Source organism: Halarchaeum sp. P4 (assembly GCF_051195175.1).
Classification (GTDB): Archaea; Halobacteriota; Halobacteria; order Halobacteriales; family Halobacteriaceae; genus Halarchaeum.
Window position 1 is genome coordinate 176,543 of sequence record NZ_JBNTKC010000004.1, and the last position, 24,162, is coordinate 200,704.

General features: G+C 68.9%; 24 protein-coding genes. 11 read left to right on the plus strand and 13 right to left on the minus strand.

Going from position 1 to position 24,162, the window contains the following annotated elements:
* Window positions 1-122 precede the first annotated feature (122 nt).
* The 5 genes from ACQUS8_RS13885 to ACQUS8_RS13905 all read right to left on the minus strand — a co-directional run bounded on the left by ACQUS8_RS13885 (window position 123) and on the right by ACQUS8_RS13905 (window position 9,220).
* A complete protein-coding gene (locus ACQUS8_RS13885) occupies window positions 123-752 on the minus strand; it encodes a class I SAM-dependent methyltransferase (RefSeq protein ID WP_435102121.1) in 630 nt (209 codons plus the stop codon).
* A 50-nt stretch (window positions 753-802) separates the two neighbouring features.
* The gene (locus ACQUS8_RS13890; RefSeq protein ID WP_435102123.1) at window positions 803-2,071 is read right to left on the minus strand and encodes a hypothetical protein; all 1,269 of its coding nucleotides are present in this window, start codon (window positions 2,069-2,071) and stop codon (window positions 803-805) included.
* A gap of 48 nt (window positions 2,072-2,119) precedes the next feature.
* A complete protein-coding gene (locus ACQUS8_RS13895; RefSeq protein ID WP_435102125.1) occupies window positions 2,120-6,169 on the minus strand; it encodes a beta strand repeat-containing protein in 4,050 nt (1,349 codons plus the stop codon).
* A 120-nt stretch (window positions 6,170-6,289) separates the two neighbouring features.
* Window positions 6,290-8,545, minus strand: coding sequence for a heavy metal translocating P-type ATPase (locus tag ACQUS8_RS13900; RefSeq protein ID WP_435102127.1), 2,256 nt, complete (start codon window positions 8,543-8,545; stop codon window positions 6,290-6,292).
* A gap of 78 nt (window positions 8,546-8,623) precedes the next feature.
* Window positions 8,624-9,220, minus strand: coding sequence for a thioredoxin family protein (locus tag ACQUS8_RS13905; RefSeq protein ID WP_435102129.1), 597 nt, complete (start codon window positions 9,218-9,220; stop codon window positions 8,624-8,626).
* Between the two features lie 184 nt (window positions 9,221-9,404).
* On the opposite strand from ACQUS8_RS13905, the gene ACQUS8_RS13910 reads away from it, so the two are divergent.
* Window positions 9,405-10,874: a PAS domain S-box protein gene (locus tag ACQUS8_RS13910; protein ID WP_435102132.1), complete on the plus strand. Its 1,470-nt coding sequence runs from the start codon at window positions 9,405-9,407 to the stop codon at window positions 10,872-10,874.
* Window positions 10,875-10,934: 60 nt separating this feature from the next.
* Complete coding sequence (locus ACQUS8_RS13915) at window positions 10,935-11,807, plus strand: universal stress protein (RefSeq protein ID WP_435102135.1); 873 nt, start codon at window positions 10,935-10,937, stop codon at window positions 11,805-11,807.
* A gap of 40 nt (window positions 11,808-11,847) precedes the next feature.
* Here ACQUS8_RS13915 and ACQUS8_RS13920 read toward each other — a convergent pair whose 3' ends face one another.
* Both ACQUS8_RS13920 and ACQUS8_RS13925 read right to left on the minus strand, forming a co-directional pair.
* Window positions 11,848-12,072, minus strand: coding sequence for a hypothetical protein (locus ACQUS8_RS13920; RefSeq protein ID WP_435102137.1), 225 nt, complete (start codon window positions 12,070-12,072; stop codon window positions 11,848-11,850).
* Window positions 12,073-12,475: 403 nt separating this feature from the next.
* Window positions 12,476-12,760, minus strand: coding sequence for a DUF7526 family protein (locus ACQUS8_RS13925; protein WP_435102139.1), 285 nt, complete (start codon window positions 12,758-12,760; stop codon window positions 12,476-12,478).
* Window positions 12,761-12,857: 97 nt separating this feature from the next.
* Between ACQUS8_RS13925 and ACQUS8_RS13930 the strand changes: the two genes are divergently transcribed.
* The 7 genes from ACQUS8_RS13930 to ACQUS8_RS13960 all read left to right on the plus strand — a co-directional run bounded on the left by ACQUS8_RS13930 (window position 12,858) and on the right by ACQUS8_RS13960 (window position 17,004).
* Complete coding sequence (locus ACQUS8_RS13930) at window positions 12,858-13,313, plus strand: YbhB/YbcL family Raf kinase inhibitor-like protein (protein ID WP_435102141.1); 456 nt, start codon at window positions 12,858-12,860, stop codon at window positions 13,311-13,313.
* Between the two features lie 57 nt (window positions 13,314-13,370).
* Window positions 13,371-14,018, plus strand: a complete 648-nt coding sequence (locus tag ACQUS8_RS13935) for a PH domain-containing protein (protein ID WP_435102143.1) — start codon at window positions 13,371-13,373, stop codon at window positions 14,016-14,018.
* Entirely contained in the window at window positions 14,015-14,608 is a 594-nt protein-coding gene (locus ACQUS8_RS13940; RefSeq protein ID WP_435102145.1) for a PH domain-containing protein, read from the plus strand. Before ACQUS8_RS13935 ends, ACQUS8_RS13940 begins: the two co-directional genes overlap by 4 nt.
* A gap of 75 nt (window positions 14,609-14,683) precedes the next feature.
* Window positions 14,684-15,091, plus strand: coding sequence for a universal stress protein (locus tag ACQUS8_RS13945; RefSeq protein ID WP_435102147.1), 408 nt, complete (start codon window positions 14,684-14,686; stop codon window positions 15,089-15,091).
* A 60-nt stretch (window positions 15,092-15,151) separates the two neighbouring features.
* Window positions 15,152-15,997, plus strand: coding sequence for a universal stress protein (locus ACQUS8_RS13950; protein ID WP_435102149.1), 846 nt, complete (start codon window positions 15,152-15,154; stop codon window positions 15,995-15,997).
* 64 nt (window positions 15,998-16,061) lie between these two features.
* Window positions 16,062-16,625 (plus strand): DUF420 domain-containing protein, encoded by a 564-nt coding sequence (locus ACQUS8_RS13955; protein WP_435102151.1) that lies wholly within the window; start codon window positions 16,062-16,064, stop codon window positions 16,623-16,625.
* Window positions 16,626-16,671: 46 nt separating this feature from the next.
* On the plus strand, window positions 16,672-17,004 hold the full coding sequence (locus tag ACQUS8_RS13960; protein WP_435102153.1) for a thioredoxin family protein: 333 nt from the start codon (window positions 16,672-16,674) through the stop codon (window positions 17,002-17,004).
* Between the two features lie 60 nt (window positions 17,005-17,064).
* Here ACQUS8_RS13960 and cruF read toward each other — a convergent pair whose 3' ends face one another.
* From cruF to ACQUS8_RS13985, 5 genes are all read right to left on the minus strand, one after another.
* Window positions 17,065-17,928 (minus strand): bisanhydrobacterioruberin hydratase, encoded by an 864-nt coding sequence (gene cruF, locus ACQUS8_RS13965; RefSeq protein WP_435102155.1) that lies wholly within the window; start codon window positions 17,926-17,928, stop codon window positions 17,065-17,067.
* Window positions 17,921-18,748: a prenyltransferase gene (locus tag ACQUS8_RS13970; RefSeq protein ID WP_435102157.1), complete on the minus strand. Its 828-nt coding sequence runs from the start codon at window positions 18,746-18,748 to the stop codon at window positions 17,921-17,923. Before ACQUS8_RS13970 ends, cruF begins: the two co-directional genes overlap by 8 nt.
* Window positions 18,745-20,274 carry a phytoene desaturase family protein gene (locus ACQUS8_RS13975; RefSeq protein ID WP_435102159.1) on the minus strand — a complete coding sequence of 510 codons (1,530 nt, stop codon included), beginning with the start codon at window positions 20,272-20,274 and terminating at the stop codon, window positions 18,745-18,747. Before ACQUS8_RS13975 ends, ACQUS8_RS13970 begins: the two co-directional genes overlap by 4 nt.
* Window positions 20,271-21,287: a phytoene/squalene synthase family protein gene (locus ACQUS8_RS13980; RefSeq protein ID WP_435102161.1), complete on the minus strand. Its 1,017-nt coding sequence runs from the start codon at window positions 21,285-21,287 to the stop codon at window positions 20,271-20,273. Before ACQUS8_RS13980 ends, ACQUS8_RS13975 begins: the two co-directional genes overlap by 4 nt.
* A 106-nt stretch (window positions 21,288-21,393) precedes the next feature.
* Window positions 21,394-22,971: a bacterio-opsin activator domain-containing protein gene (locus ACQUS8_RS13985; protein WP_435102163.1), complete on the minus strand. Its 1,578-nt coding sequence runs from the start codon at window positions 22,969-22,971 to the stop codon at window positions 21,394-21,396.
* A gap of 108 nt (window positions 22,972-23,079) precedes the next feature.
* Between ACQUS8_RS13985 and ACQUS8_RS13990 the strand changes: the two genes are divergently transcribed.
* Entirely contained in the window at window positions 23,080-23,352 is a 273-nt protein-coding gene (locus ACQUS8_RS13990; protein ID WP_435102165.1) for a DUF7511 domain-containing protein, read from the plus strand.
* Window positions 23,353-23,356: 4 nt separating this feature from the next.
* Here the strand turns inward: ACQUS8_RS13990 and ACQUS8_RS13995 are convergent, their stop codons facing one another.
* Window positions 23,357-23,716, minus strand: a complete 360-nt coding sequence (locus ACQUS8_RS13995) for an STAS/SEC14 domain-containing protein (RefSeq protein ID WP_435102167.1) — start codon at window positions 23,714-23,716, stop codon at window positions 23,357-23,359.
* A gap of 85 nt (window positions 23,717-23,801) precedes the next feature.
* Between ACQUS8_RS13995 and ACQUS8_RS14000 the strand changes: the two genes are divergently transcribed.
* Window positions 23,802-24,089 (plus strand): hypothetical protein, encoded by a 288-nt coding sequence (locus ACQUS8_RS14000; RefSeq protein WP_435102169.1) that lies wholly within the window; start codon window positions 23,802-23,804, stop codon window positions 24,087-24,089.
* Window positions 24,090-24,162: the final 73 nt, after the last annotated feature.

The following is a 24,162-nucleotide window of genomic DNA, read 5'->3' on the forward strand; positions in this document are numbered from 1 at the left end:
CTCGAAGCGTTCGAGCGCCGTTCAGGTATATAGCGGGCTACCGGCGAGAAGGTGTGACGAGTCGGCCACTGTGGTCGCCCCACACAGACAGACTGTCCAGTATTACTGGGCAGTCTGTCTGGTCATATCTTCCTGAAGACCCGGATGGTGTCGCGCTTCGTCGGTTCACGCATCAGTTGCGCGAGGCCGTGCTGTGAGAAGACGTCCTTCCAGTTCCGGTGGAAGAGCGGGAAGTCGTCGTTCACGTAGCTGACGTCGACCTCGTCGCGGCCGCGCGTCGGGCCGTTCCCCTCGTTCTCCGCGGTGACGAGCAGGTCGTCGGTGACGCGCGCGACCTCCTCGAACACCCACTCGTCCTCGGGCGGGACGTGCTGGAGCGTCTCCACCGTGTAGACGACGTCGAACGCGCCGTCCGCGACGTCCGGGAGGTAGTCCTCGATGGCGCCGACGTGGAACGTCCCCGTCTCGTGGAGGCGCGGGAACTCCTCAGCCATCACCTCGAAGGACTCGTCGTTCAGGTCGATGCCGGTGAGGTTCTCGAACCCCTGCTGGCGGAGGTATTCGAGGTGCCGTCCCGAACTACAGCCGAGTTCGAGGACCGCGGCGTCGTCGCCGACGTAGTGTGAGAGGACGTCGCCGAGCGTCTCGCTCACCTCGTTCGGGCCGAGGTGGGCGTAGTAGCGCGGCGAGAACTGGCCTTCACGTTCGGCCCAATCGCGCCGTACGTCCTCGGGGTCCGGGTCTGCGTCCATACCGATGAGAGGGCGTCGCGGGCTAAATGCCCCGCGGACTCAGCCGGGAGTCAGCGACGGGCGTACGCGACGAACAGGGCGCCGAGCGCGGCGAGTACCGTGAGCGGCCCGAAGCCGGGAATCGTCCCACTCGTCGTAGTGGTGGAGTCGGCCGTTGTGTTCGCGCTCGTCGTCCCATCGCTCTGGGTCGTGGTCGTCGTGTCCTGTGTGGTCGTCTGCGTCGTCTGGTCGCTCTCGTTCGCGGGCGGGCCGACGGCGAACGGCGAGAAGCCGTCCGTCTGCGCCGTGTACTCGTGCTCGCCGGTCTGCATCGTCGACAGGGCGTGCCAGCTGCCGTTCGCGTAGTGGTAGAGCTGGACGCCGCCGGCGGGCGTGGCGTTCGGCGCGACGGTGACGGTGAGCGACGCGGACGCCACCACCGACTCGTTCAGGCCGCTCGTCGACACGGCGAAGTAGGTCGTCGCACCCGCGAGCGGCGGCGCGTCGGCCGGCGTCGGGGACGGCTCGCTCGCGTTGACAGTGAAGTCACCGGGCGCCTGTGAGAGGTCGAAGTCGACTGCTTTGACGCCGGTGCCGTTCGCGACGGCCGCCGCGGAGAAGTTCGCGGTGACGTCGGGCGCGCCCGTGACGTTCCGGACGTGCGCCGTCGCGCCGCTCGTCGTGTCCGTGACCGTCACGGTGCTGGACGGCTCCACGGGCTCGGTGGCGCCGCCGGACCCGCCGGTGCCGCCGATGCTGCCGCCGCCGACGCCCCCGCCGGTACCCGCGCCGCCCGTCCCGGTGTTGCCGCCCGAGGAGCCACCGGAGTCGCCGGTGACGCGAATCGTGCCGGCGGTGAGCGTCGGGTTGACGTCGTTGCCGTCGTCGTTGTCGACGTTCGCGCCGGTGACCTCGAGTTGGGTCGTGCCCGCGGCGGCGCCGCGGACTGTGACGGTGACGAGCGGGACGTCGCTCGCGCCGTCCTCGTAGACCTTGTTGAGGTCGATGCCGGAGGCGTAGGCCCGCGCGCCGTCGTCCGTGACGGTGCTGTTCGTGACGGGATAGTTGCCGCCGTAGGAGACGCCGGTGATGGTGGCGACGGAGGCGTTCGTGAGGGCGACCCGGAGGTCGAAGCCGGCGACGCCGTTCGGTGCGTTCGAGAGCCGGAGAGTGACCGTCGTCGATGAGTCGACGGACGTCTCCGCATCCGCGACGGTCAGCGTCGGTGCGTCGCTCGCGCCGGCGACTCCGCCGACGGCAGCACCGGCGAGCGGAGCGCTGAGAAGGGCGAGGACGACGAGCGCGACACCACACCGACGGTACGCGTCCGATAATTGCATCTACTCAACACTTGGAAAACAGGAAACAAAGAAGGTACCGGCCTGTGGTTAGCTAGCAGTGCTCGCAGCCTGACTCATCTCGTAGAGTTCGATGATGTCGTTGTAGCCGACGTCGCCGGAGCCGGTGAAGTCGAAGGCCGCGGTGTGGTTCTGGACGGCGTCGGACTCGCGCTCGGAGAAGAGCGCGATGACGTCCGCGTAGTCCGTCTCACCGTTCGCGTTGATGTCCTCGTAGGTGCCGTCGTTGTCGAGGTCGTTCGGCGTCTCGTTCCCGACGAGCGTCGGGATGTCGCGCACCGTGAACGTCGCGTTCCGGGTGCGGACGTCGAGCGCCGTCTCGTTGTCGCTCTCCATGGCCTGCACGGAGACGGTGACGTTCACCGTCCCGTTGTCGACGCCGACGAGGCCGAGCGTCCCGAGCGTGACGTTGCTCGCCTCGGCCTGCACGGAGCCGTTCAGGTCCACGGCGTCGAACTCGACGGTGGTGTTGTTCGCGGCCACCGTCGCGTTCCCGAGCGCAAACTGCGGGCCATAGCTCGCGTTCGCGGCGAAGCGCGCCGTCTCGTTGTCCGGCAGGGAGACGACCACGTCGTAGCCGGCGAGGCCCTCGTAGGCGTAGGAGAGCGTGAGGTTCGCCGTCCGCGTGTCGTTCTCCGCGACGGACGCGACGCCGTCGAAGGTGAGGTTCACCACGGCGTCCTGGCCGACGGTGACGGACGTCGAGTCGGACTCGTAGCCGTCCTTCGTCGCGGTGGCCGTCACCTCGCCCTCCTCCGCGAAGGACGCGACGACGGTGCCGTCGGAATCAGTGGTGAGCGTCCGGTTCGGGAGCGTCACCGTCGCGTCCGCGAGCGGGGAGCCCTCGGAGGTGACGGTGAACGTGACGTTCTCGCCACGGCGCGGCTCGCTCTCGTTCGCCGTGATGTTGAGCGGCGCGCCCGGCCGGTCAACCGTGACGTTCGTCGTCGCGTTGTAGTAGACGTAGCCGTTCGTCGTGTTCTTCACCGCGGTGACGTTGTACGTCCCCTCCTCGCTGAAGGTGACGTTCGCCGCGTTGTCAGCGCCCGTCGGATACGTCTCGTTCGCGACGACGACCGTCGCGTTCTCGATGGGCGCGCTGTTCGGGTCCGTCACGCGGTACTCGACCGTCCGGTTCGGCCGCACTGGGCTACTCCGGTTCGCGCTCAGCGAGAGGTTCACGTGCTCGTAGGCGACCCGGACCGTCGCGTTCGAGTTCGGCCCCTGCGTGTAGTTCGTCGTCTTCGTGTCGTACGGGACGAGCGTGAGGTTGTAGACGCCGGGTTCACCGATGGTGACGACCTCGGTGCCGTTGACGGCGGTGAAGTTCGTGCCGTTCGCGAAGTTCACGATGCCGTTCGCGTCGTGGCCGTCGGTGTCGTCCGCGCCGAGCTTGATGGGTTCGTTCGGCCGGACGTTCGTCTCGTTGACGCTGAGGACGACGTCCTCCATCCGCTTCGAGATGGTGAAGTTCCGCGTGTCGTTCGCGTACGTGTAGCCGCTCGCGTTCTCCTTCGTGGCGACGGCCGTGTAGTCACCCGTGTCGTCGAAGGTGCGCGCGACCGTGCCGCTCGCGTTCGTTTCGAGCGTCTCGCCGGCCACCGCGACGGTGGCGTTCGCGACCGGGTTACCCGAGCTCTTCTTCGTGACGGTGAACGTCAGCGTGGAGCCGGGCGCGAACGGCCCCTGCGTGTCGCCGGTGCCGTCAGCGAGCGAGAGCTCGAGCGAGCGCTCCTCGCGGACGACGGTGACGTTCGCGGACGTGCTCGTGTACGCCGTCGTCTGCGTCTCGTCCTTGAAGACGTTCGCCGTGTACTCACCGGTGTCGTCGATGCTCGTCGTCGCGACGCCCGACGCGTCCGTCGTCAGCCTCTGGCCGGCGATGGCGACGGTGGCGTTCGAGATGCCTACGCCGGAGTCGTCGTCAGTGACCTTGAAGCGAATCGTCTGCGTCGGCCGGAACGTCGTCTGCGTGTTCTGGCCGGCGTCAGTCACTTTCACGGCGAGGTCCGTGACCTGCCGGGCGACCGTGACGTTCTCCGAGTCGTTGACGTAGTAGGTGCCGCTCATGTTCTGCTTCGAGGCGACGGCCGTGTAGTCGCCTTCCTCGCTGATGCTGGTCGTCACGGCGCCGTCAGCGCCGGTGTTCAGCGTCTTGCCGGCGACGGACACCGTGACGTTCTCGATGATGCTCCCGCTGCCGGGGTTCTTCGCCTTGAACGTGATGTCGGCGCCGGGGACGAACTCGTGTTTGGTGTTCCCGCCCGAGTCCTTTACGAGGAGTTCGAGCTGGGTGGTGTGGCGCCGAATCGTGACGTTCACGCTCGTGTTCTCGTACTTGACGCCGTCAGTCGGCTCCTTCGTGACGTTCGCGACGTACTCGCCGACCTCGGCGATGCTCGTCGTCGCCTCGCCGTTCGCGTCCGTCGTCAGGGTCTTGCCGGCGATGGCGACGGTGGCGTTCGCGATCGCGCCACCGTTGTTCGCGCTCGTCACGGTGAAGGTGAACGCCTCACCGGGCTCGTAGGGCGGGCTGTTGCCGTTCGGGCCGTTGACGCCGACCTTCAGCGTGTCCTGCTTGTAGTAGATGCTGACGTTCGTCGTCGTGTTCCGGTAGGTGACGTTCTGTGTGTCTTCCTTCGAAATGACGGCCTCGTAGGTGCCGGCGCTGTCGAACGTCGTCGTCGCGTAGCCCTGACTGTCTGTCGTGAGGGTCTTGTCCGCGACGCTGACGGTGGCGTTCTCGATGGGGTTGCCGTCACCCTTCACGATGAAGCGGACGGTGTTCCCGACCTGATACTGGCCGTTGTTGCTGCCCTCGCCGTTGTCGACGGTGACGGAGAGGTCGACAACGGTGCGCGCGACGGTGAAGTTCAGCGTGTCGTTGACGTAGGAGACGCCGTCGGTGGTCTCCTTCGCGGCGACGGCGGTGTACTCGCCCGTCTCGCTGATGCTCGTCGAGACTTTCGCGTCACTCCCCGTCTGGAGGGTCGTGCCAGCGACGGAGACAGTGGCGTTCGGGACGGTGTTCCCGTTCGCGTCCGTCACGGTGAAAGAGATGGTTTCGCCGGGGTTCGCGCTCGTGAGCGTGTTCCCGTCGGCGTCCGTCCCCGTGAGGTCGAGTTGCGTCCGGTCGTACGCGACGGTGACGTTCGTGTTCGCCGGCGCGTACTCGGTGCTACTCGTGTTCTCCTTCGTGACCGTCGCCGTGTACTCGCCGGTCTCGGCGATGGTCGTCGTCGCGACGCCCGAACTATCGGTTTCGAGCGTCGCGCCGGCGACACTGACGGTGGCGTTCGCGACGGTGTTCCCGCTCCCCGCGGCCGTCACGGTGAACTCAATGGTCTCGTCCGGCTGGAACGTCGACTGCGTGTTCCCGTTCGTGTCGGTGGTCTTCACCGCGAGGTCGACCGTCGTCGTCGAGTCGCCACTCGACGTGCCGTTCTCGACGGTGACCGTCTTCACGTAGTCGGCGTTGCTCGCGTCCTGCGTGTAGTTGTACGTCGCCGTGTCGTCCGGGACGAGCGTGACGTTGTAGGTGCCTGCCGTCTCGAACGTGTAGACCGCCGTGTGGTTGATGACGACGGACTGGTTCGCGAACTCGAGCGTGCCGTTCACGGCCGCGCCGTTGCTGTCCGTCGCCGTGAACTGGACGGCCTCGGGCGCGGTGACGCTCGTCGTGTTCGCCTGCAGTTTGACGTAGCGCTGCTGTTTCGTCACTTCGACGGGCGGACTCTCCTCGACGTAGTCCGTCGAGTTCGTGTCCGGCACCGTGAAGTCGACCGAGTAGTTGCCGGCCTGCTGGGGCGTCCACGACACCGTCGTCACGGTGGCGTTCGCGACTACGGTGCCGTTCGGCGCGGTCACCGTCCAGTTCGCCGTTGGGTTGTTGCCGTTCTCGGTCTTTGTCTTCAGCTTGACGACCTTCCCGACTTTCGTATAACTCGACTGGACCGTATAGGAGACGTTCACCGTCTCCTGCGTGCTCGTGGTAGTCTGTGCGACTGTACTCCCGGGGGACGTAACCGTCGCCGACCCGACCCCGACCCCGACGCTACTCACGACGAGGAGGACGGTCATGGCGACGGCGGCAGCCGATCTGGACACTGTATGGGTTATGACATAACGTAGCAACTAAAGTTTCAGTCCTAACGAAATAGATTATGGCCGAGAAGACTGAAGGAAAACCGTGCCGCGGCGCTACGCGACCGAGAGGTCGACGCCGCGAAGCCGTCGCGCGTTGACGGCGACGACCACCGTCGAGAGCGACATGAACACCGCGCCCACCGCCGGCGAGAGCAGAACGCCGACGGGCGCGAGCACGCCCGCCGCCAGCGGGAGCGCCACGACGTTGTAGCCGCTCGCCCAGACGATGTTCTCCTGCATCTTCCGGTAGGACGCCCGCGAGAGCGTCACGAGGCGAACCACGTCCAGCGGGTCGTTCTCCACGAGGACGACGTCGCCCGCCTCGACCGCGACGTCGGTCCCGGAGCCGATGGCGATGCCGACGTCCGCGCGCGTGAGCGCCGGCGCGTCGTTCACGCCGTCCCCGACCATCGCGACGAGGTTCCCCTCGTCCTGGAGCGCCGAAATCTTCGCGTCCTTCTCCTCGGGGAGCACCTCCGCGAAGTACTGGTCGATGCCGAGCTGCTCGGAGACGGCTTTCGCCACGTCCTCGGAGTCCCCGGTGAGCATCGCCACCTCGATGCCGCGCTCGTGGAGTGCGTCGACGGCGCGCCGTGACTCGTCGCGCACCACGTCCGCGAGCGCGAACGCCGCCACGACCGACGACTCCTCGTGCACGAGGTAGACGACCGTCTGGGCGTTCGCGCCCGCCTCCGCCGCGAACGTCGCGACGTCCCCGGGCGGGTCGACGTCGAGTTTCTCGAGGAGGTTCGGCCCGCCGACGTGGACGGTCGCTGCCCCCGAGTCGCCGTCGGACGACGAGTCCGGCACCGCCACTTCGGCCCGCACGCCGAGCCCGCGGAGGTTCTCGAAGCCCGTCGCGTTCGCGCGCGTCACGTCGCGCTCCGCCGCAGCCTCCCGAATCGCGCGCGCAATCATGTGCTCCGAGTCCGCCTCGACGGCGCTCGCGACGGCGAACGCACGCTCCTCGTCCCAGCCAGACGCGACGCAGACGTCGACGACGCCCTGCTCGCCCGTCGTCAGCGTACCCGTCTTGTCGAAGACCACCGTGTCGAGGTTCCGGGCGTCCTCCATCGCGATGCGGTCCCGAACGAGGATGCCGTTCGTCGCCGCCGTCGAGGTGTTGATGGCGACGACGAGCGGCACCGCGAGTCCGAGCGCGTGCGGGCACGCGATAACGAGCACCGTCACCACGCGCTCCAGAACCGAAATCTGGAGGCCTTCCACGGCCACCCACGCGACAGCCGTCACGGCGGCGACGCCGAGCGCCGCGTAGAACAACCAGCCCGCGGCGCGGTCCGCGAGCACCTGCGTGCGCGACTTCGACTGCTGGGCTTCCTCGACGAGGCGCACGATGCCGGCGAGCGCCGTCTCGTCGCCCGTCTTCGTCACCTGCACGCGCAGGCTCCCGTCCTGATTCACCGTGCCCGCGACTACCTCGCTCCCGGGTTCCTTCTCGACGGGCCGGGACTCGCCCGTAATCATCGACTCGTCCACGCTCGAGGCACCCTCGACGACCTCGCCGTCCGCCGGGACGCTCGCGCCCGGGCGAACGAGCACGACGTCGCCCACCCGGAGGTCCGAGGCCGGCACCTCCTCGGTCTCACCGGACTCGGTGACGCGCTCGGCGGTGTCCGGGACGAGCGACGCGAGCTCGTCGAGCGCGCCCGACGCCCGGCGCACCGAGCGCATCTCGATCCAGTGGCCGAGCAACATCACGTCGACGAGCGTGACGAGCTCCCAGAAGAACGGCGTCGTCCCCGGGATGAGGAGGCTCGCGAGCGAGTAGCCGAACGCCACCGTAATCGCGAGCGAAATCAGGAGCATCATCCCGGGCTCGCGGTTCTCGACTTCGGTGCGCGCCATCGAGAGGAACGGCACGCCGCCGTAGGCGAAGACGACGACGGCGAGGACCGGCGTTATCCACGCGCTCCCCGGGAACGTCGGTGCCGCGTAGCCGAGCGTCGCCTGCACGAACTCGCTGAAGACGATGACGGGAACCGAGAGGGCGAGACAGACCCAGAAGCGCCGTCGGAACATCTCCTCGTGGCCCGAATGGTCCGTGTGCGCGCCGTGGTCCTCGTGCCCGCCACCGCCGCCGTGCCCGGCGTGCTCACCGCCGGCACCGTGCCCGTCGTGCGCCGCATGGCCGCCGTGGTCGTGTTCGTCGTGCACTCCATGGTCGCCGTGGTCGCCCGACGGAGCGGCCGCCTCCGCGGCGTCGCCCGCGCCGTCCTCACAGAGGCGACACGGCGGATACGCGTCGACCGGACGCTCGGACTCCGCCTCGGAGTCGGGCCAGTCGCTCATCGTCCACCCCCGGTGGCGTCGCTGTACATACGCGACGCGTCGCTCGGCTAGCTGATAAAAGCGGGAGGCCGTCGCGGCCTAGAGGTCACTCCAGTAGTCGGGTTCGTTCCCGGGCTTCCACTTGATGGTGCAGCCGCGCGACGGCTCGAAGTCGCGTTCGACCGTCTCGCCTGCGAGCACCGTCTCGATGGCGTCACGCATCTCGAAGCCCGGTTCGCCCGACGGCTCCGCGTCCGGCGTGAGCGCGTCGTCGAGTCGGCCGTGGTAGGCGAGGACGAACTCGCCGTCGCGGCGCGCGAAGAGGAACGGGTCGGGCGTGCAGACGGCTCCATAGGCCGCCGCGACGTCTTGGGACTCGTCGCGGAGGTAGGCGTCGTAGTCGATGCGGCCGTCCTCGACCTCCGCCCGCATCCGCTCGAAGGAGTCGTCGGGGTAGGCGTCGGCGTCGTTCGCGTTGATTCCGACGACCGCCACGTCGTCGTAGTCGTCCGCGATGGCGTTCAGAGCGGGGTGTTTCGCCTTCGCGTACGGACAGTGGTTGCAGGTGAAGACGACGAGGAGCGCCTCATTGTCCGCGAAGTCATCGAGCGCGTGCGTCTCGCCGTCGACGCCCCGCAGTTCGAACGACGGTGCTTGGTCGCCACGTTCGAGTTTGCGAACGGATTCTCCGGCCATGTCGCGGCCTACACGAGTCGAGTGGAAAAGTCTTGGTCACGCATCACACACCTACGGCTCAGCGTTCGACTCGGCCGATGAATCCACGCGGAGGAGACATATACGGGGAGCGACTACAAGGCGTGTCAGGGTGGACTACAGGTGTGGCTACGAGTGAGTGGGAGCGAACGACGGAAGGGGAGCCGTGACTAGCGCTCGCTGCCAGTTCGACGCGGGCGTAGCGCTTGCGCTCCTCGGGATGTCGCTCTTCGGCGTGGCGATGGTGCTGTCCGTCCACTCCGGAGCGGACCCGGTCGGCGTCCTCCACGCGGCCTACGTCGGGTCGGCGGCGCTCTTCGTCGCCGCCGGCGGCGGCTGGCTCATCTACACCGGGTGGAACGCGGACGAACAGCGCCGCGTTCTCAGTTGGACGCTCCTCGGCGGAGGCTTCCTCGCCGTCCTCACCTTCCTCAGCCTCCTCGGGCGCGTGACGACGAACGGGCCAATGACGAACCCGGGCTTCTTCGTCCTCCAGTTCACCGTCTTCGGCTGCCTCGGCGGGAGCGTCGTCGGCGGCTATCACACCCGAATGCACCGCGAGATGTCGCGCGCGGCCTCCCACCGCGAGCGCTTCGAGACCGTCGTCCGCAACGTCCCGCTCCCCGTCGTCGTCGCGGACGCCGACCGCACTATCTCGCTGTGGAACGATGCCGCCGAAGACACCTTCGGCTACGCCGCCGAGGACGTCCTCGGCGAGCGCATCCCGCTGATTCCGCCCTCCCACGAGTCCGAGCGCGACGAGTTTTTCGCACGCCTCGAGGCCGGCAACAGCATCGAGGGCGTGCGCACACAACGCCGCCACTGCGACGGCACGCTCCTCGATGTCGAGTTGTGGGCGTCACCCATCACGGACCCCGAAACGGGGAACAACGCCGCCGTCTTCGTCCTCCGCGATTTGACGCGCTCGCTCCTGCTCGAACAGGAGCACGCGGTGCTCGAGCGCGTCCTCCGGCACAACCTCCGCAACGAGTTGACCGTCATCCGTGGGTACGCCGGCGAACTCGAGGCCGACGACGAGGCGGACGCCCGCGCGCTCGACGCGATTCGGGACGCCGCCGACCGCCTCGCCTCGCTCTCCGAACACGTCGATCGCCTCCGCCGCCTCGACGACACCGTCGCGTCCCGCGACGTCGCCGCCATCGTCGTCGAAGTCGCCGAGCAGATGCGCACGCGCCACCCCGAGGCGACCATCGACGTCGAAACACCCGAGGTCGCGTGGGCACAGACCGTTCCCGCGATACGGGACGCCATCGAGGAAGCCATCGAGAACGCCGTCGTCCACGCGGACGACCCCGACCCGGACGTCTCGATCCGCGTCACGCGCGACGCGGAGACGGACAGCATCCACGTCTCCGTCGCGGACTACGGGCCGGGCATCCCGAGCACGGAGTGGGACCCCATCGTCGCCGGCGAGGAGGAACCGCTGAGTCACGGGTCGGGCCTCGGCCTCTGGGTGATGCAGTGGGCGGCGGCGCGCTCCGGCGGCCGCCTCTCGAAGACCGAGCGCGACCCCGAGGGGACGGTGGTCACGCTCTCGCTCCCGAAGACGATGGGGACGGCGACGACGCTGACGCGGGAGCGTGCGGCCGCCGTCGCGGCACGCTTCTCGCGCTGAGCGGGGACACGGGCGCGAGCGGGGAAACACCTTACACGCGCTCCGCCGTAGCGGCCAATCATGTACGACGACATCCTCCTTCCCGTCGACGGCAGCGAGGGCGCGAGTCCGGTACTGCATCACGCCGCCGAGCTCGCCCAGTGGGCCGACGCCACCGTCCGCGTGCTCCACGTCGCGGACACGACGCGCGACAGCGTCACGACGGTCGGCAAGACCGTCGTGGACGCGCTCGTCCAACAGGGCGAGGAAATCGTCGCCGAGGCCGCGGAGACGTTCGAGACGCTCGGCGTCGAGCACGACACGGTCGTCGTACAGGGCGGGCCCGCGGAGACCGTCGTCGAGTACGCCGACGCGGAGGGCTTCGACCTCGTCGTGATGCCGACGCACGGCCGCACGGGCCTCAAGCGCCACCTTCTCGGGAGCGTCACCGAGAAAGTCGTCCGCCTCACCGACGTGCCGGTGCTCACCGCGCGACTGCCGGAAGAGGGCCGAATCGCGTTCCCCTACGAGCGCGTCCTGATTCCGACCGACGGGAGCACGGCCGCGACGCGCGCCGCCGAGCACGGCCTCGCGCTCGCGGACGCGCTCGACGCCACCGTCCACGTCCTCTCCGTCGTCGACGACTACTCGCTCGGCATCGACGTCCGCTCGGTGACGATGAGCGAGGAACTGGAGTCGGCCGCACAGTCCGCCGTGGACGACGTCCTCGCGGACGCGGAGGCGCGGGGGCTGGAGGCCGTCGGCCACGTCGAGCACGGCGCGCCCGCGGACGCGATACGCGACACGGTCGAGGAGACGGACGCTCAGGCCGTCGTGATGGGAACGACGGGGCGGCGCGGCGTCGCGCGCGTCCTCCTCGGGAGCGTCGCCGAACAGACCGTCCGCACCTCGCCCGTCCCCGTCGTGACGGTCCGACACGAGCGCGAGGACTAGAGAGCAGGATTCCGCTTCTTCGACCGAGGCCGCAACACCGTCACTCGCGGTCCCAGAGGTAGACGACGAGCGCGAGTATCCCGCCGAAGAACGTCAAGTACGTGAGTGCGCCGACGGCGACGGCCCACAGCGCGGCATTGCTGTTGTCGCGTTTCTGAGCGTCACTGTACACCCAGTACGCCAACACGAAGGGGATGATGAGGAACAGCAGGCCGATGAGTAGGAGTTCGGGACCACCGGGGAGTCCAGCCTGGAGGGGGACCATACGCCCATTTTCAGCTGATTTGACAAAATACGCACGGCTCATCGCTGTGGCTGTGACATCCTCCCACGACTATCCCGTGGGGGATTCGGAGGTATCTGGTTGTTTACCGTCGGTCTGTGTGTCCGAAGGCTTACTTTTTGATGGGGTAAACACCAAGTCAACTGCCAGTTCTCGGACAGTCATTCACGATGGGAAACCATCGCAACGACAATTACAGAAACGCAGCGTGAGAGCTCAAACGTTGCGGTTTCAGTGGTTGCAAACTGTGCGGCGATTCATCCCACGGCTGAACTCGTGGGTTTTCTCGCCTACTCTGTATAACCGACGCTGAACGGTAGGAGTACCGCCGATAGCTGACGGCAGTCGCGTTTCCCTGAAACAGAGGCGATTCGGCGACGGCGTACTACGACGTCGCGTCGTAGACGCCGTCGATGGCCGTCTCGTGGGCCGTCACCGATATCTCGTCGCCCTCCTCGGGGGTCTCGTCGAGGACGACGGTGACGGCCGTAATCGACCCGCCGGTGAGGAACGACCAGACGCGCCGGAGCGGCGAGGGGTCGCCGCCGCGCCGACAGACAACGACGGTGTGGCCCGCCGCGAGCGCTTCGAGGTCAGGGTCGAAGTCGTGGTCGTCGTGTTCGTCCGGCGGGACGACGTGGAGGACGGTTCCGCGTATCGTCTCGGTCATACGGTGGCGTTCGTCCCGGTGGGGTATCCACCCATCGCCTCGTCACCATGGTGGCCACGACGCTTACGGGCGGCCCGTTCGACGGTTCCCCCGAACGATGAGCGACCTCGAACTCGCGAGTCCCGCGTTCGACGACGGCGCGCCGATACCCCGGGAGTACGGCTACACCGAGGCGGACGTGAACCCACCACTCGAGATCGAGGGCGTCCCCGAGGCGGCCGAGTCGCTCGTGCTCGTCCTCGACGACCCGGACGCCGTCGAGCCCGCCGGGAAGGTGTGGGCGCATTGGGTCGTCTGGGACGTCGACCCCGACCGCGAGCGAATCCCCGAGGACTGGGACGCCGCGAGCGCCACCGAGGGGACGAACGACTACGACGAGCGCGGCTACGGTGGCCCGAACCCGCCGGACCGCGAGCACACCTATCGCTTCCGCCTGTTCGCGCTCGACGACACGCTCGATCTGCCGCCGGGCGCAACGAAGGCCGACGTCGAGGACGCAGTCGAGGGCCATGTCGTCGCACGGGCGACGCTCGAAGGCACCTACGCGCCCTGAGGAAGGGGCGAGTGAGTCCGGGCGAACTTTCTTGTCGGCGGGTAGAGAATTCAGACCATGTCCGGAGCCGAAGACATCGACCCGTCGACGCTCGACTGGTTGACGCTCGATGCGGACGAATCAGTCGTGTGGGCGGGGAAACCCCACAAGAGCAGCCTGATTCCGGCGCTCGTCGTCGGGATTCCACTCGCGATCGTGCTCGTCGGCCTGCTCGTCATCGCCGGCGCGTACTTCCACCGCGAGAACACCCAGTATGTCGTCACGACGGAGGCGCTCTACAAGAAGACGGGCGTGCTCTCGCGGGACGTCCAGCGCATCGACTTCGGGAAGGTCCAGAACACCTCCTACAGTCAGGGGTTCTTCGGCTCGCAGTTCGGCTACGGCACCGTCGACGTCTCGACGGCGGGCGGGTCGGGCGTCGAGATGCAGTTCCAGTCGGTGCCCGACCCTCGTTCGGTCCAGGAGCGCATCAACGAGCGCGTGAAGGCCGCGCGCGGCGAGCGAACCCGAGAGGGCGAGGAGTCGCCGGCGGACGTCCTCGAAGACATCCGCGACGAACTCCGCGCGATTCGGCAGACGCTCGAGGCGCGCGAGGGAGTCGAGACGGCGGGCGTGGAGACGGAGGAGTCGGCGCCCACGAGCAACGAATCGGGCGACGCGACGCCCGATGAGGGCGCGGACGGGACCGAGTCAACGGGCCAATGACGTCGCAGGAGGCGCCGACCCACGACGACATCGACCCGGCAATCCCGCTGGAGTCGGACGAGTCGGTGGTGTGGACGGCACACCCGCGCGTCACGCGCGTACTCCCCGCGGTCGTCACCGGACTCGCGCTCGTCCTCGCCGGCGTCGTCGGCTGGGTCGTCGCGGAGACGGCACTCGCCCTCCTGCTGGTCCCGCTCGGAGTTGCGGGGGCGGGCTGGCGCTACCTCGCCAACCGGAACACCCAGTACGTCGTGAGCGAGGACGCGCTCTACAAGAAGACGGGCGTGCTCTCACGGGCGGTGACGCAGGCGGCGCTCGAAACCGTCCAAAACAGCGCGTACGCCCAGTCACTCACGGGGTCGCTGTTCGGCTACGGCTCCGTCGAGTTCGAACTCGCGGGCGGCGGGAGCCTCGTCTTCCGCGGCGTCCCGGACCCCCGCGAGGTGCGCGCGCTCGTCGACCAGACCACCAAGAGTGACGGCATCGCGGGCGACGCGACGGACGACGGCGTACCGGGCGACGTCGAGCAGTGGCGGGCGATACGCGAGGAAGTCGTCGCGCTCCGGGAGACGGTCAAGCGGCGGGGATGAGTCCCGATTGCGGCGGACGCCATCACCGGCCGCGTCGCCGAATCGCTAAAGGGCCGGCCGGTCGAACGGGGCGCCATGGGGACCATATTCGTCGCCTACGGGGAACCCGAGCGACGGACGGCAGTGCTGGAGTTCGCGGCGCGACAGGCGTCGGCGAGCGGCCACGACCTGTTCGTCTACCACGTCCAGGAAACCGAGGACGCGAGCATCGACGCAGTGCGCGAAGAGGCCGAGGAAACGCTCGAGCGCGTCGCGCCGGACGTCTCGGCGGAGGTCGTCGTCGAGGAGCGCGAGTTCTCGGACGACACGAACGTCTCGCCGAACAAACGCCTCATCGACGCGATTCTGGAGTCCAACGAGGAGTACGAGTACGTCGTGATGGGGGCCGTCGAGCGCACGGCCGTCGAAGGCATCACACACCCGAGCATGACGAAGGCGGTACTGGAGACGCGCGCCGTCCCCGTCATGCTCGTCCCCGTGTAGTCTCCCGCGGCGTGAGAATCAGGGCGTAAACTGACGTGCATAGGGTGTGTAGTGACAACTATGTACACGCAACTGCTCTGTCCGACCGACGGGAGCGACGCCTCATCGGCGGCCGTCGAGGCCGCGGTGACGTTCGCCGCGCAAGTCGAGGCTGACGTCACCATCGTGAACGTCCGGACCGGCGACGGCACCGCGCTCGACGAGTCGGCGATGGTTCCGACGGCCGCCGCGGAGCACGCCGAGAGCGTTGGCGTCGACGTCACGACGGCGACAATCGACGCGGACGGCCCGATTCACGAGGCGATTCTGCGCTACGCCCGCGAAATCGAGGCCGACTGCATCGTCATGGGGACGCACGCCCGCTCGGGCCTCCAGCGGTTCGTCCTCGGGAGCGTCACCGAGATGGTGCTGCGCGAGTCGTCCGTTCCCGTGTTGACGGTCCACGCGGAGACGACGCTGAACCCCGACATCGAGACCCTGTTGGTGCCGACGGACGGGAGCGACTGCGCCGAGGCCGCCGCACGGGACGCAATCGACCTCGCGCGGGCGACGTGGGCGACGCTCCACGTCGTCCACGCCGTCGACCCCGGGGCGTTCGGCGCCGAACTCTCCGAGAGCGCGCTCGACGCTATCGAGGAAGCGGGCGTGCGCGCGGTCGTGTCGCTCGCCGACATCGCGGAGACGAACGACGTCCGGGAGGTTGAGACGGCGGTGCTGAACGGGACCCCCGCCCGCACCGTCGTCGACTACGCGCACGAGCACGACGTGGACTGCATCGTCATGGGGACACACGGCCGCACGGGCCTCGAACGCCACCTCGTCGGGAGCGTCACCGAGCGCCTCGTCCGCCTCTCGGACGTCCCCGTCCTCGTGACGCCGAACCCGGCGAACACGACGGCGGAGTGACGCGTCGCGCGCGCCGACGGAAGGGTTGATTGCGGAGGCGAGGAAAGACCGGGACGTACTCGCGATGTCTGACTCCGCACTCGCCGACCACGTGCCCGCCGCGACCGCCGTGTTGAGCGTCGCCTCGCTCGCGCTCGTCTTCGGCGCCGTCTTCGAGGTGATTCCGAGCGCCGTCCTCCCGGGCGCGCCCGACTGGTTCCTCTCGCTGATACCGACGCTGAACGCCGCCGTCTGTCTCGTCGCGTTCGCCGTCGTCGCGCTCGGATGGCGCCACATCCGTCGCGGGGACGTCGCACGCCACCGGCGCGCGATGCTCGCCGGCCTCGGCCTCTTCGCGCTCTTCCTCGTGCTCTACCTCTACCGGGTGAGCCTGCGCGGGCCGACGTCGTTCACCGGGCCCGCAGTCGTCGAGCAGTACGTCTATCTGCCCGTGCTCGCGATTCACATCTTCCTCGCCATCGTCTGCATCCCGCTGCTCTACTACGTCGTCCTGCTCGGACTCACGCGCGACGTCGCCGAAATCCCGCGCACGAACCACGCGCGCGTCGGCCGCGTCGCGGCGGCGCTCTGGCTGGTCTCCTTCGGCCTCGGCGTCGTCGTCTACGTCCTCCTTCACGTCGTCTGGTAGCGCACCCCGAGGAGGGTTCTTGGTCGTGCAGGCCGAACACAATACCATGCAAGAAACGACGCCGGCAGTCGTCCGACTCGACGACACTGACGACCTCGACGACCTCCTCGAGCGCGAGGACCGCGTCCTCCTCGACCTCTACACCTCGGGATGCTCGCTCTGCAACGCCATCGAGCCCGTCCTCGGCAACGTCGCCCGCGCCCGCGACGACGTCACCGTCGCGATGGCGAACGCCGGCGACGACCTCGACTTCGTCGAGCGCTACGACGTCCGCAGCGTCCCGACGCTCGTGCTCTTCGAGGACGGCGAGGTCGTCGCGAAACTCGCCGAGGGGTTCCAGGGCGGCGACGCCATCGAGTCCTTCCTCGACGAGAACTGACGCACGACGCGTGTGGCGGGGAATTCGCCACCCGAACGCCGTCTACCTTTTTCACGCTCGTCAGCGCCACGAGCGGCCGCGAACGGGCCGCCGGAGCGCGACGTCGAAACGCTCGGCCCGCCAGAGCGCGGCGACGAGCAGGAGCGCGCCGAGCACGGGGAGCCAGTTGGCGAACGCGAGGTTGACGAGGCCCCAGAGGAGGACGAAGCTCACGAGGTCATCGAGAACGAACGCGCAGGTTTCGAGGCGCCGGCGAAGCGGGGCGACGTCGAACGCGGCCTCAAGGGCGAGCGCCGCGACTGTCGCGGAGAGCACCCAGCCGGCGTAGTTCGAGAGCGGGACGCCGTAGTAGACGCCACCGCCGCCGTACGCCCAGAAGCCGAGCGCCACCGCGCCCGGGTCGAGGACGGCGTCGATGCCGACGACAACGAGGACGACGGCGGGGACGCGAAGCCGCCAGTCGGCGGCCGCGTCGCCGAGCACCAGCACGGTGAGGAGGAAGGCGTTGACGACGAGCGGCACGAAGAACAGCGGGAGCGCGAGCGGGACGCCCGCGACCATCGGCCCGAGTTCGACGCCGTAGGCGAACGCGCCGTACGGCCAGCCGGTCGTGGTGCCGACGTACTCGATGCCGTAACTGTACGCGCAGAGGCCGGCGAGTGCGCCGACGGCGCGCCGGTCGAGGAGCGGCGCGAGGCCGGCGACGAGCGGGAGGCGCAACATGAGCGTCCCGGCGACGAGCGCGACGGGACTGAACGCGATTTCGGGCGGGAGAAAGCCGTACGCACCCGCGAGGAGCGACAGCGCCCCCATGACGGGCGCGACGACGGCGAGCGTGAGGCGGTTCGCCTCGACGAACGCTTCGAGGCGGCGCTCAACCGCACCGCGTGCGGGCAGGTGGCGCGCGAGTCGTCGCTCACGCATTGACGACACCCCACAGGCCGCCCAGTGTCAGTATCGCGCCGACGGCGGCGTTGATGGCAGGGAACCACCAGTACGCCCGGTCGATGGCCACGTCACCGACCCGGAGGCCGAGCGCGAGGAGCGGGTAGACGCCGAGGAGGAGGCCGGCCCGCACGTCGAGCATGCCGAAGACGGCGGCGGCGAGGAGCCAACACGCCCCGCAGTAGGCGATTGCGCCCGTCTCGCCAAGGACGGTGGCTGTCGTGCGGATGCCGGCGCGGCGGTCCGGGCCGATGTCCGGGATGGCCGAGAAGGTGTGCATCGCCATCGTCCACAGCCACCCACCGACGACGGCGAGCACGGGCGGCAGGTGGCCGGTGAGCGCGGCGTAGGCGGCGACGCCGGGGAGGACGTAGAGGCCGTTCGAGAGCGAGTCGAGCGGCGGCCGGGTCTTCAGGCGCGGCGGCGCGCTGTACGCCCATCCGAGGGCGAGGAACGCCAGTAGCCACGGCGCGGCGGGCGGAAGGGCGACGGCGAGCGCCACCCCGAGAAGCGCGCTGACGGCGACGGCCCCCAGCAATAGGGAGTCGCCGCGATAGCGCACTTCCTTGTCCTCCTTCTTCGGGTTCTCTCGGTCGACGTCCGCGTCGAAGACGTCGTTGACGCCGTAGAGGTAGACGTTCGCCGGCAGGAGGAAGTACGCGAGGAGCGCGAGCGACGCCGGTGCAAGGAGGTTCCCGACCGTGTTCGCCCCGTACGCGACGCCGACGAGCGCGGGCCCAGCGAGGTAGAGCCAGAAGCGCGGGCGCGACTGGGCGAGGAGGCGACGAACCCGATTCATCGGGCGTCGTCGAGGACGGCGGTCGCGGCGTGCTCGCCGCTGATGAGGCACATCGGGACGCCGATGCCGGGCCGCGTGAACCCGCCAGTGTAGTAGAGGCCGTCGAGGGCGTCCGAGCGATGGTCGGGACGCAGCGGGCCGGTCTGCCGGAGGGTGTGCGCGAGGCCGAGCGCCGACCCCTCGGTGGCGTTGTAGCGCGACGCGAAGTCGGAGACCGAGAACTGTTCCTCGACGACGATGCGGTCGCGCAGGTCGACACCGGTGTTCGTGGCGATGTCGTCCAGCAGTCGGTCGCGGTAGGCCGCGCGGGTCTCCTCGTCGTCGTCGAGGCCGGGCGCGATGGGGACGAGCGCGAAGAGGTTGCTGTGGCCGTCGGGCGCGACGGTGTCGTCCGTCTTCGAGGGCGCACAGAGGTAGTAGGCGGGGTCGTCGGGCCACGCCGGCTCGTCGAAGATGGCCTCGAAGTGCGGGTCCCAGTCCTCGGGGAAGACGAGGGTGTGATGGGCGAGTTCCTCGACGTCACCCTCGACGCCGAGGTAGACGAGGAACGCGGACGGCGCATACGTCCGCGACTCCCAGTAGTCGGCGTCGTACTGGCGGTTCTCGGGCGCGAGGAGGTCCTGCTCGGTGTGGGCGTAGTCGGCATCGGAAACGACGACGTCACTCGTGAGGAGTTCGCCGCCCGCGAGTTCAGTGCGCATCGCGCCGCGCGTCCCCCGGACGGCCGTCACTTCCTCACCAGTTCGGTAGGTCACGCCGCGCTCGCGCCCGAGGTCGGCGACCGCGTCCACGACGGCGCCGAGGCCGCCCTCGGGGTAGTAGACGCCGAGGTTCAGGTCGACGTGGCTCATCAGCGTGTAGAGCGCGGGTGTGTTCGTCGGCGACCCACCGAGGAAGACGAGCGAGTACTGGACAAGCTGCTGGAGTTTCGGGTGCTCGAAGTACTCCGCGACGTGCTCCTGCATCGAGGAGAGCAACCCGAGGCCGTGGGCGTTCCGAATCACGTCCCAGTCGACGTAGTCCCGGAAGCGCGGCCGGTCCGTGTAGACGAAGTGCTCCATCCCCACCTCGTAGGCCTCCTCGGACTGCGCGAGGTAGTCGCGCAGGGCGTCGCCCGCGCCAGCCTCGTAGGACTCGAACACGTCCTGCATCTCGTCGACGTCGCCAGTGACATCGACGGGATCACCGTGTTCTCGCGGCTCGTCGCCGCTCGAATCGTTCGAGGCGCGACGCGCCTCGGTATCCTTGAAGTAGACCCGGTAGTGCGGGTCGAGGCGTTCGAGGTCGTAGTAGTCCGCGGGTTCGCGGTCGAAGTGGGCGAAGAAGCGCTCGAAGACGTCCGGCATCAGGTACCACGACGGCCCCATGTCGAAGCGGAAGCCGTCGCGTTCGAGGACGCTCGCGCGCCCGCCGAGCTGGTCGTTCCGCTCGACGACGGTGACGTCCCAGCCGGCGTCCGCGAGGAAGCACGCCGTCGCGAGGCCGCCGAACCCGCCGCCGACGACGGTGGCCGTGCGGTCGCTCACTCCCAGACCCCCCGGAGCGTCGCGACGGCGTTCCGCGCCCGCGTCCGAACCGAACGGGCGGCGCGCCGCGTGCGGCGGCCGGGCCCGCTCCCATCGACTTGCGGAACCGCGCTCGCGGCGTAGAACGTCTCGACGGGGTCGCCCGTCCGCCACCAGTGGTAGGCCGTCGCGGCGACGAGGCGGAGGCGTCGAGATTTCGATAGCGTCCGCCGTTCGGAGAGCGTGTCGTAGCCGTGCTCGCGGATGACGCGGTGGTGGTCGGCGTAGAGCACCGCCGAGAGCAGGACGGCGAACTGGCAGTCGTCGGGGAGGAACTCGATGCCGGCGACGCCCTCCCGATAGAGGCGTTCGGTGCGCCGGAGTTCCGCGCGCATCAGTGCCGCGAAGCGCTCGGAGAACGCGCAGTCCTCGATCTCCGCGACGGTGACGCCGTGCTCTTCGAGGCGCGCCGTCGGGACGTAGACCCGACCGTAGTCCCGGACGTCCTCGCGGACGTCGCGCAGGAAGTTCGTGAGTTGGAACGCCTCGCCGAGCGCTCGCGCGTGTGGGCGCGCCGCCGCGACGTCGGCCTCGTCCATCCCGCCGTCGGCCGCCATGACGTCCATCAGCATGTAGCCCACGGCGACGGACGATCCGCGCAGGTACTCGGCGAGGTCGTCGTGGGTCTCGTAGCGCCGCGTCTCGAGGTCCATCGCCATCGCGTCGAGGAACGTCTCGACTTCCTCGTCGGGAATGTCGTAGCGGGCGGTGAGGTCGCGGAAGGCCTCGAGGACCGGGTCGTCGGTGTCCGCGCCGTCGAGGACGGCCGCGCGTATCTCGGCGAGTTCGCGGCGCTGGCGCTCCGGGTCACCGTCGGGGTCGTCGACCACGTCGTCCGCCACGCGGAAGAACCCGTAGAGGACGTAGGTGGCGCGACGGACGCGCCGGGGGAGGAGGCGCGTCGCGAGGTGGAAGGTGGGGCCAGTTCGCTGCTGTATCGCCTTGCTCTCGGCGACGTCGTCGGGAGATACCATGATTCGAGCACGGCCATCACACTCGGCGCGCGGCGTCGTGTGGGCGTGGCGTACCGTACACCTACTCAGGGCGGTTGTAAGAGACCACTACCCGACTAGTAAGGTATCACCGTTCGAAGGCCGCGGCGAACACCTTCTGCTCGGCGGCCCGGAGGTGCTGGTGGAACGTCGAGCGCGAGATGCCCATCGACTCCGCGAGCGCCTCGCCGGTCACCGAGCGGTTCGCGTCGTAGTAGCCCGAGAGGTAGGCCTTCTGGAGCGCGGTGAACTGCCGCGTGGTGAGCAGGTCCTCGAGGCCAGCGAAGGCGTCGCGCTCCGCCGTCGGCGGGCGTTCGTCCTCCCGGTACGCGACCACCTCGACGCCGGGGTAGCGCTCGCGCACCCGCTCGACGGCCGCGCGGACGTCCGCACTCGCGGAGAAATCGACGTGGATGCGGCCCTCGCCGCCAGCGGCGTGCATCTCCCTGACGCGCGCGCCGCGTTCGGCGAGCTCGCGGACGAACGAGTCGCCGCGGAGGCGGAACTCGAAGAGGCCGGTCTCACCCGCGTCGCCGACGACGCCCGCGGATGCGACGGCCGGGACATCGGCGGCCGCCGCCAACACCGCCTCGGGGTCGGCGTCCACGTCGAAGAAGAGCAGGGGCGCGTCCGACTCCTCGACCATCCCGCGGTAGTCGAACGTCCCGTCGACGCGCGCGGAGAGGTCGACGACGAACAGCGAGTCGTCCGACACCGCGAACTCGACGGCGACCTGCCCGTCGTCGGCGATGAGCCGGCGGGACTCGCGCGCGCTCAGCGCCGTCGCAACGGTGCGCCCGAGGGCTTCGAGCACGGTCAGCTCCGACTCGTCGAGTGCCGCCGACGTCGGCGTGGCGACGACGAGCACGCCGTAGGTCGTCTCCCGATAGCGCAGCGGTATCGCGGCGACGCCGCCGACGTCGAGGGCCGGGAGATAGTCGTTCGCCCGCGGGCCGGTGACGTGCTGGACCGTCCCCGTCTCGACGGCGTTTGCCACCGGGCTGTCGGGGTCGTCACGGTCGACGGCGAGCGCGTCGGCCGCGACGTCCGCGTCGCCCTGCCACGCGTGGGGGCGGACGACGCCGGTCGCGTGGTCGACGTCGCCGATCCAGACGAACGAGTAGGTGTCGACGGCGGCGAGGCGCTCGCAGACGGCCTCCTCGACGCTCGCGCGGCCGTCCGCGCTCACCACGGCCTGCGTCACGTCGCCGACGACGCCCTCCAGTCGGTCGAGGAAGCGCGCGAGGTGCGCGCGCTCGCTCTCGAGAGCAGCCTCGGCCTCGACGCGGGCGGTGACGTCCGTCTGGAACCCGACGAAGTGCGTCACCTGCCCGTCGTCGTCGCGCAACGGCGCGACTGTCACTTCGTTCCAGAACGCCTCGCCGTCCGCGCGGTAGTTGCGGAGGACGACGGTGGTCGGTTCGGCGGCGGCGATGCCCTCGCGGAGGTCGGCGACGGCGTCCGGGTCCGTCTCGGGACCCTGGAGGAACCGGCAGTTCCGCCCGAGGACGTCCTCGCGGGCGTAGCCGGTGACGCGCTCGAAGGCGTCGTTGACGTAGACGAGCGGGTTGTCGGGTCGCGTCGGGTCCGTGATGGTGATACCGACCGGCGCCGCCTCCATCGCCCGGAGTCGCACGTCGGCCACCGGCACGTCGGGCGCGTCCATGGGTACCAGTAGGGCGAGGCGGTACAAATGGATGGTTCCACCACCCATGAATAGACGATATTGCCGTGATTCGGGAGATATAAGTACATACGAAGGACAATCAAAAGTATGAGCGAAGAAAGTCCCATTAATTCGGCGGAGAAAACGGACGATTGCGGAGTAGGGGCTGGTGCCGGGACGGTCGACGCGGCGGACGGCCCGCGTCGCGACGTCGAGGTCACCGCTGAACCGACGCCGCCGCCTGTCCGCGGCGTCGTCGAGGAGGCCGACGACGGCGAGGTGTTCACGCTCTACCCGCCGGACGTCCCGAACGCGGCGCTCACGACGACGTGGATGTCGGCCCACGAGGGGGCGTACGTCTCGCTCGCCGACTACCGGTGAGGCGTCAGGCCGACTCCAACCAATCCCACGCCTCGTCCATCTCGTCCTCGTCGAAGTAGCGCAGGTCAATGCTCGTGAGGTGGTCCTCGACGTCGGTCACCCACTCGAGGAGGCGACTGTCGCCGACGACGGCGTAGCGCCCGATGTCGTCGCCGTGCTCCAACCAGAAACCGATGTCCTCGTCGAGCGCGTCGAGGTCCGGGCGCGGGACGTCGGGCATGTGGACGAGTATCTGCACCGCCCCCTCCTCGGCGATGGTCGTCTCGATGTCCTCCAGAATCGCCTCGAGCTCTGCCTCGCTGAGTTCGTCGCCGACCTCGTACCCGAGGACGTCGCCGCCGCTCCGCTCGAGTCGCCGAATCATGAGCGGGGCGACGCCCGGCAGCCGCAAAGGCCTTCGGGGCGCACCGCCCCCAAGGTTTGTCCGACTGCCGCGCGACGCCACGGACATGACGCTCTTCGAGACGCCGGACGGCCAACCCGTCACGGACGGGGATTACGTTATCGTCCTCGACGCCCACGGGACCGTCGAGCAAGCCAACCGCTTCGACGCCGGGGAGCGCGTCGTCGACATCGAGCCGGTGCGCGACGTGGACGAGTACGCGTCCGGTGTGTTCGAGCGCGAGCGCGGCAACTGGATGACGGAGCGTTACGCCGACGACTACCCGCCGGAGGAGTACGACTACGAAGTGCGTAGTCGCCTCGACGAGGACCTCACGGAACGCCTCGGCCTCTAGCGCCCGGCCGCCGACACCGGGATGTCCGCCGTTCTCGTCGCGACTCGAGTCAGGTGCCGAGTCGTGTGTGTCG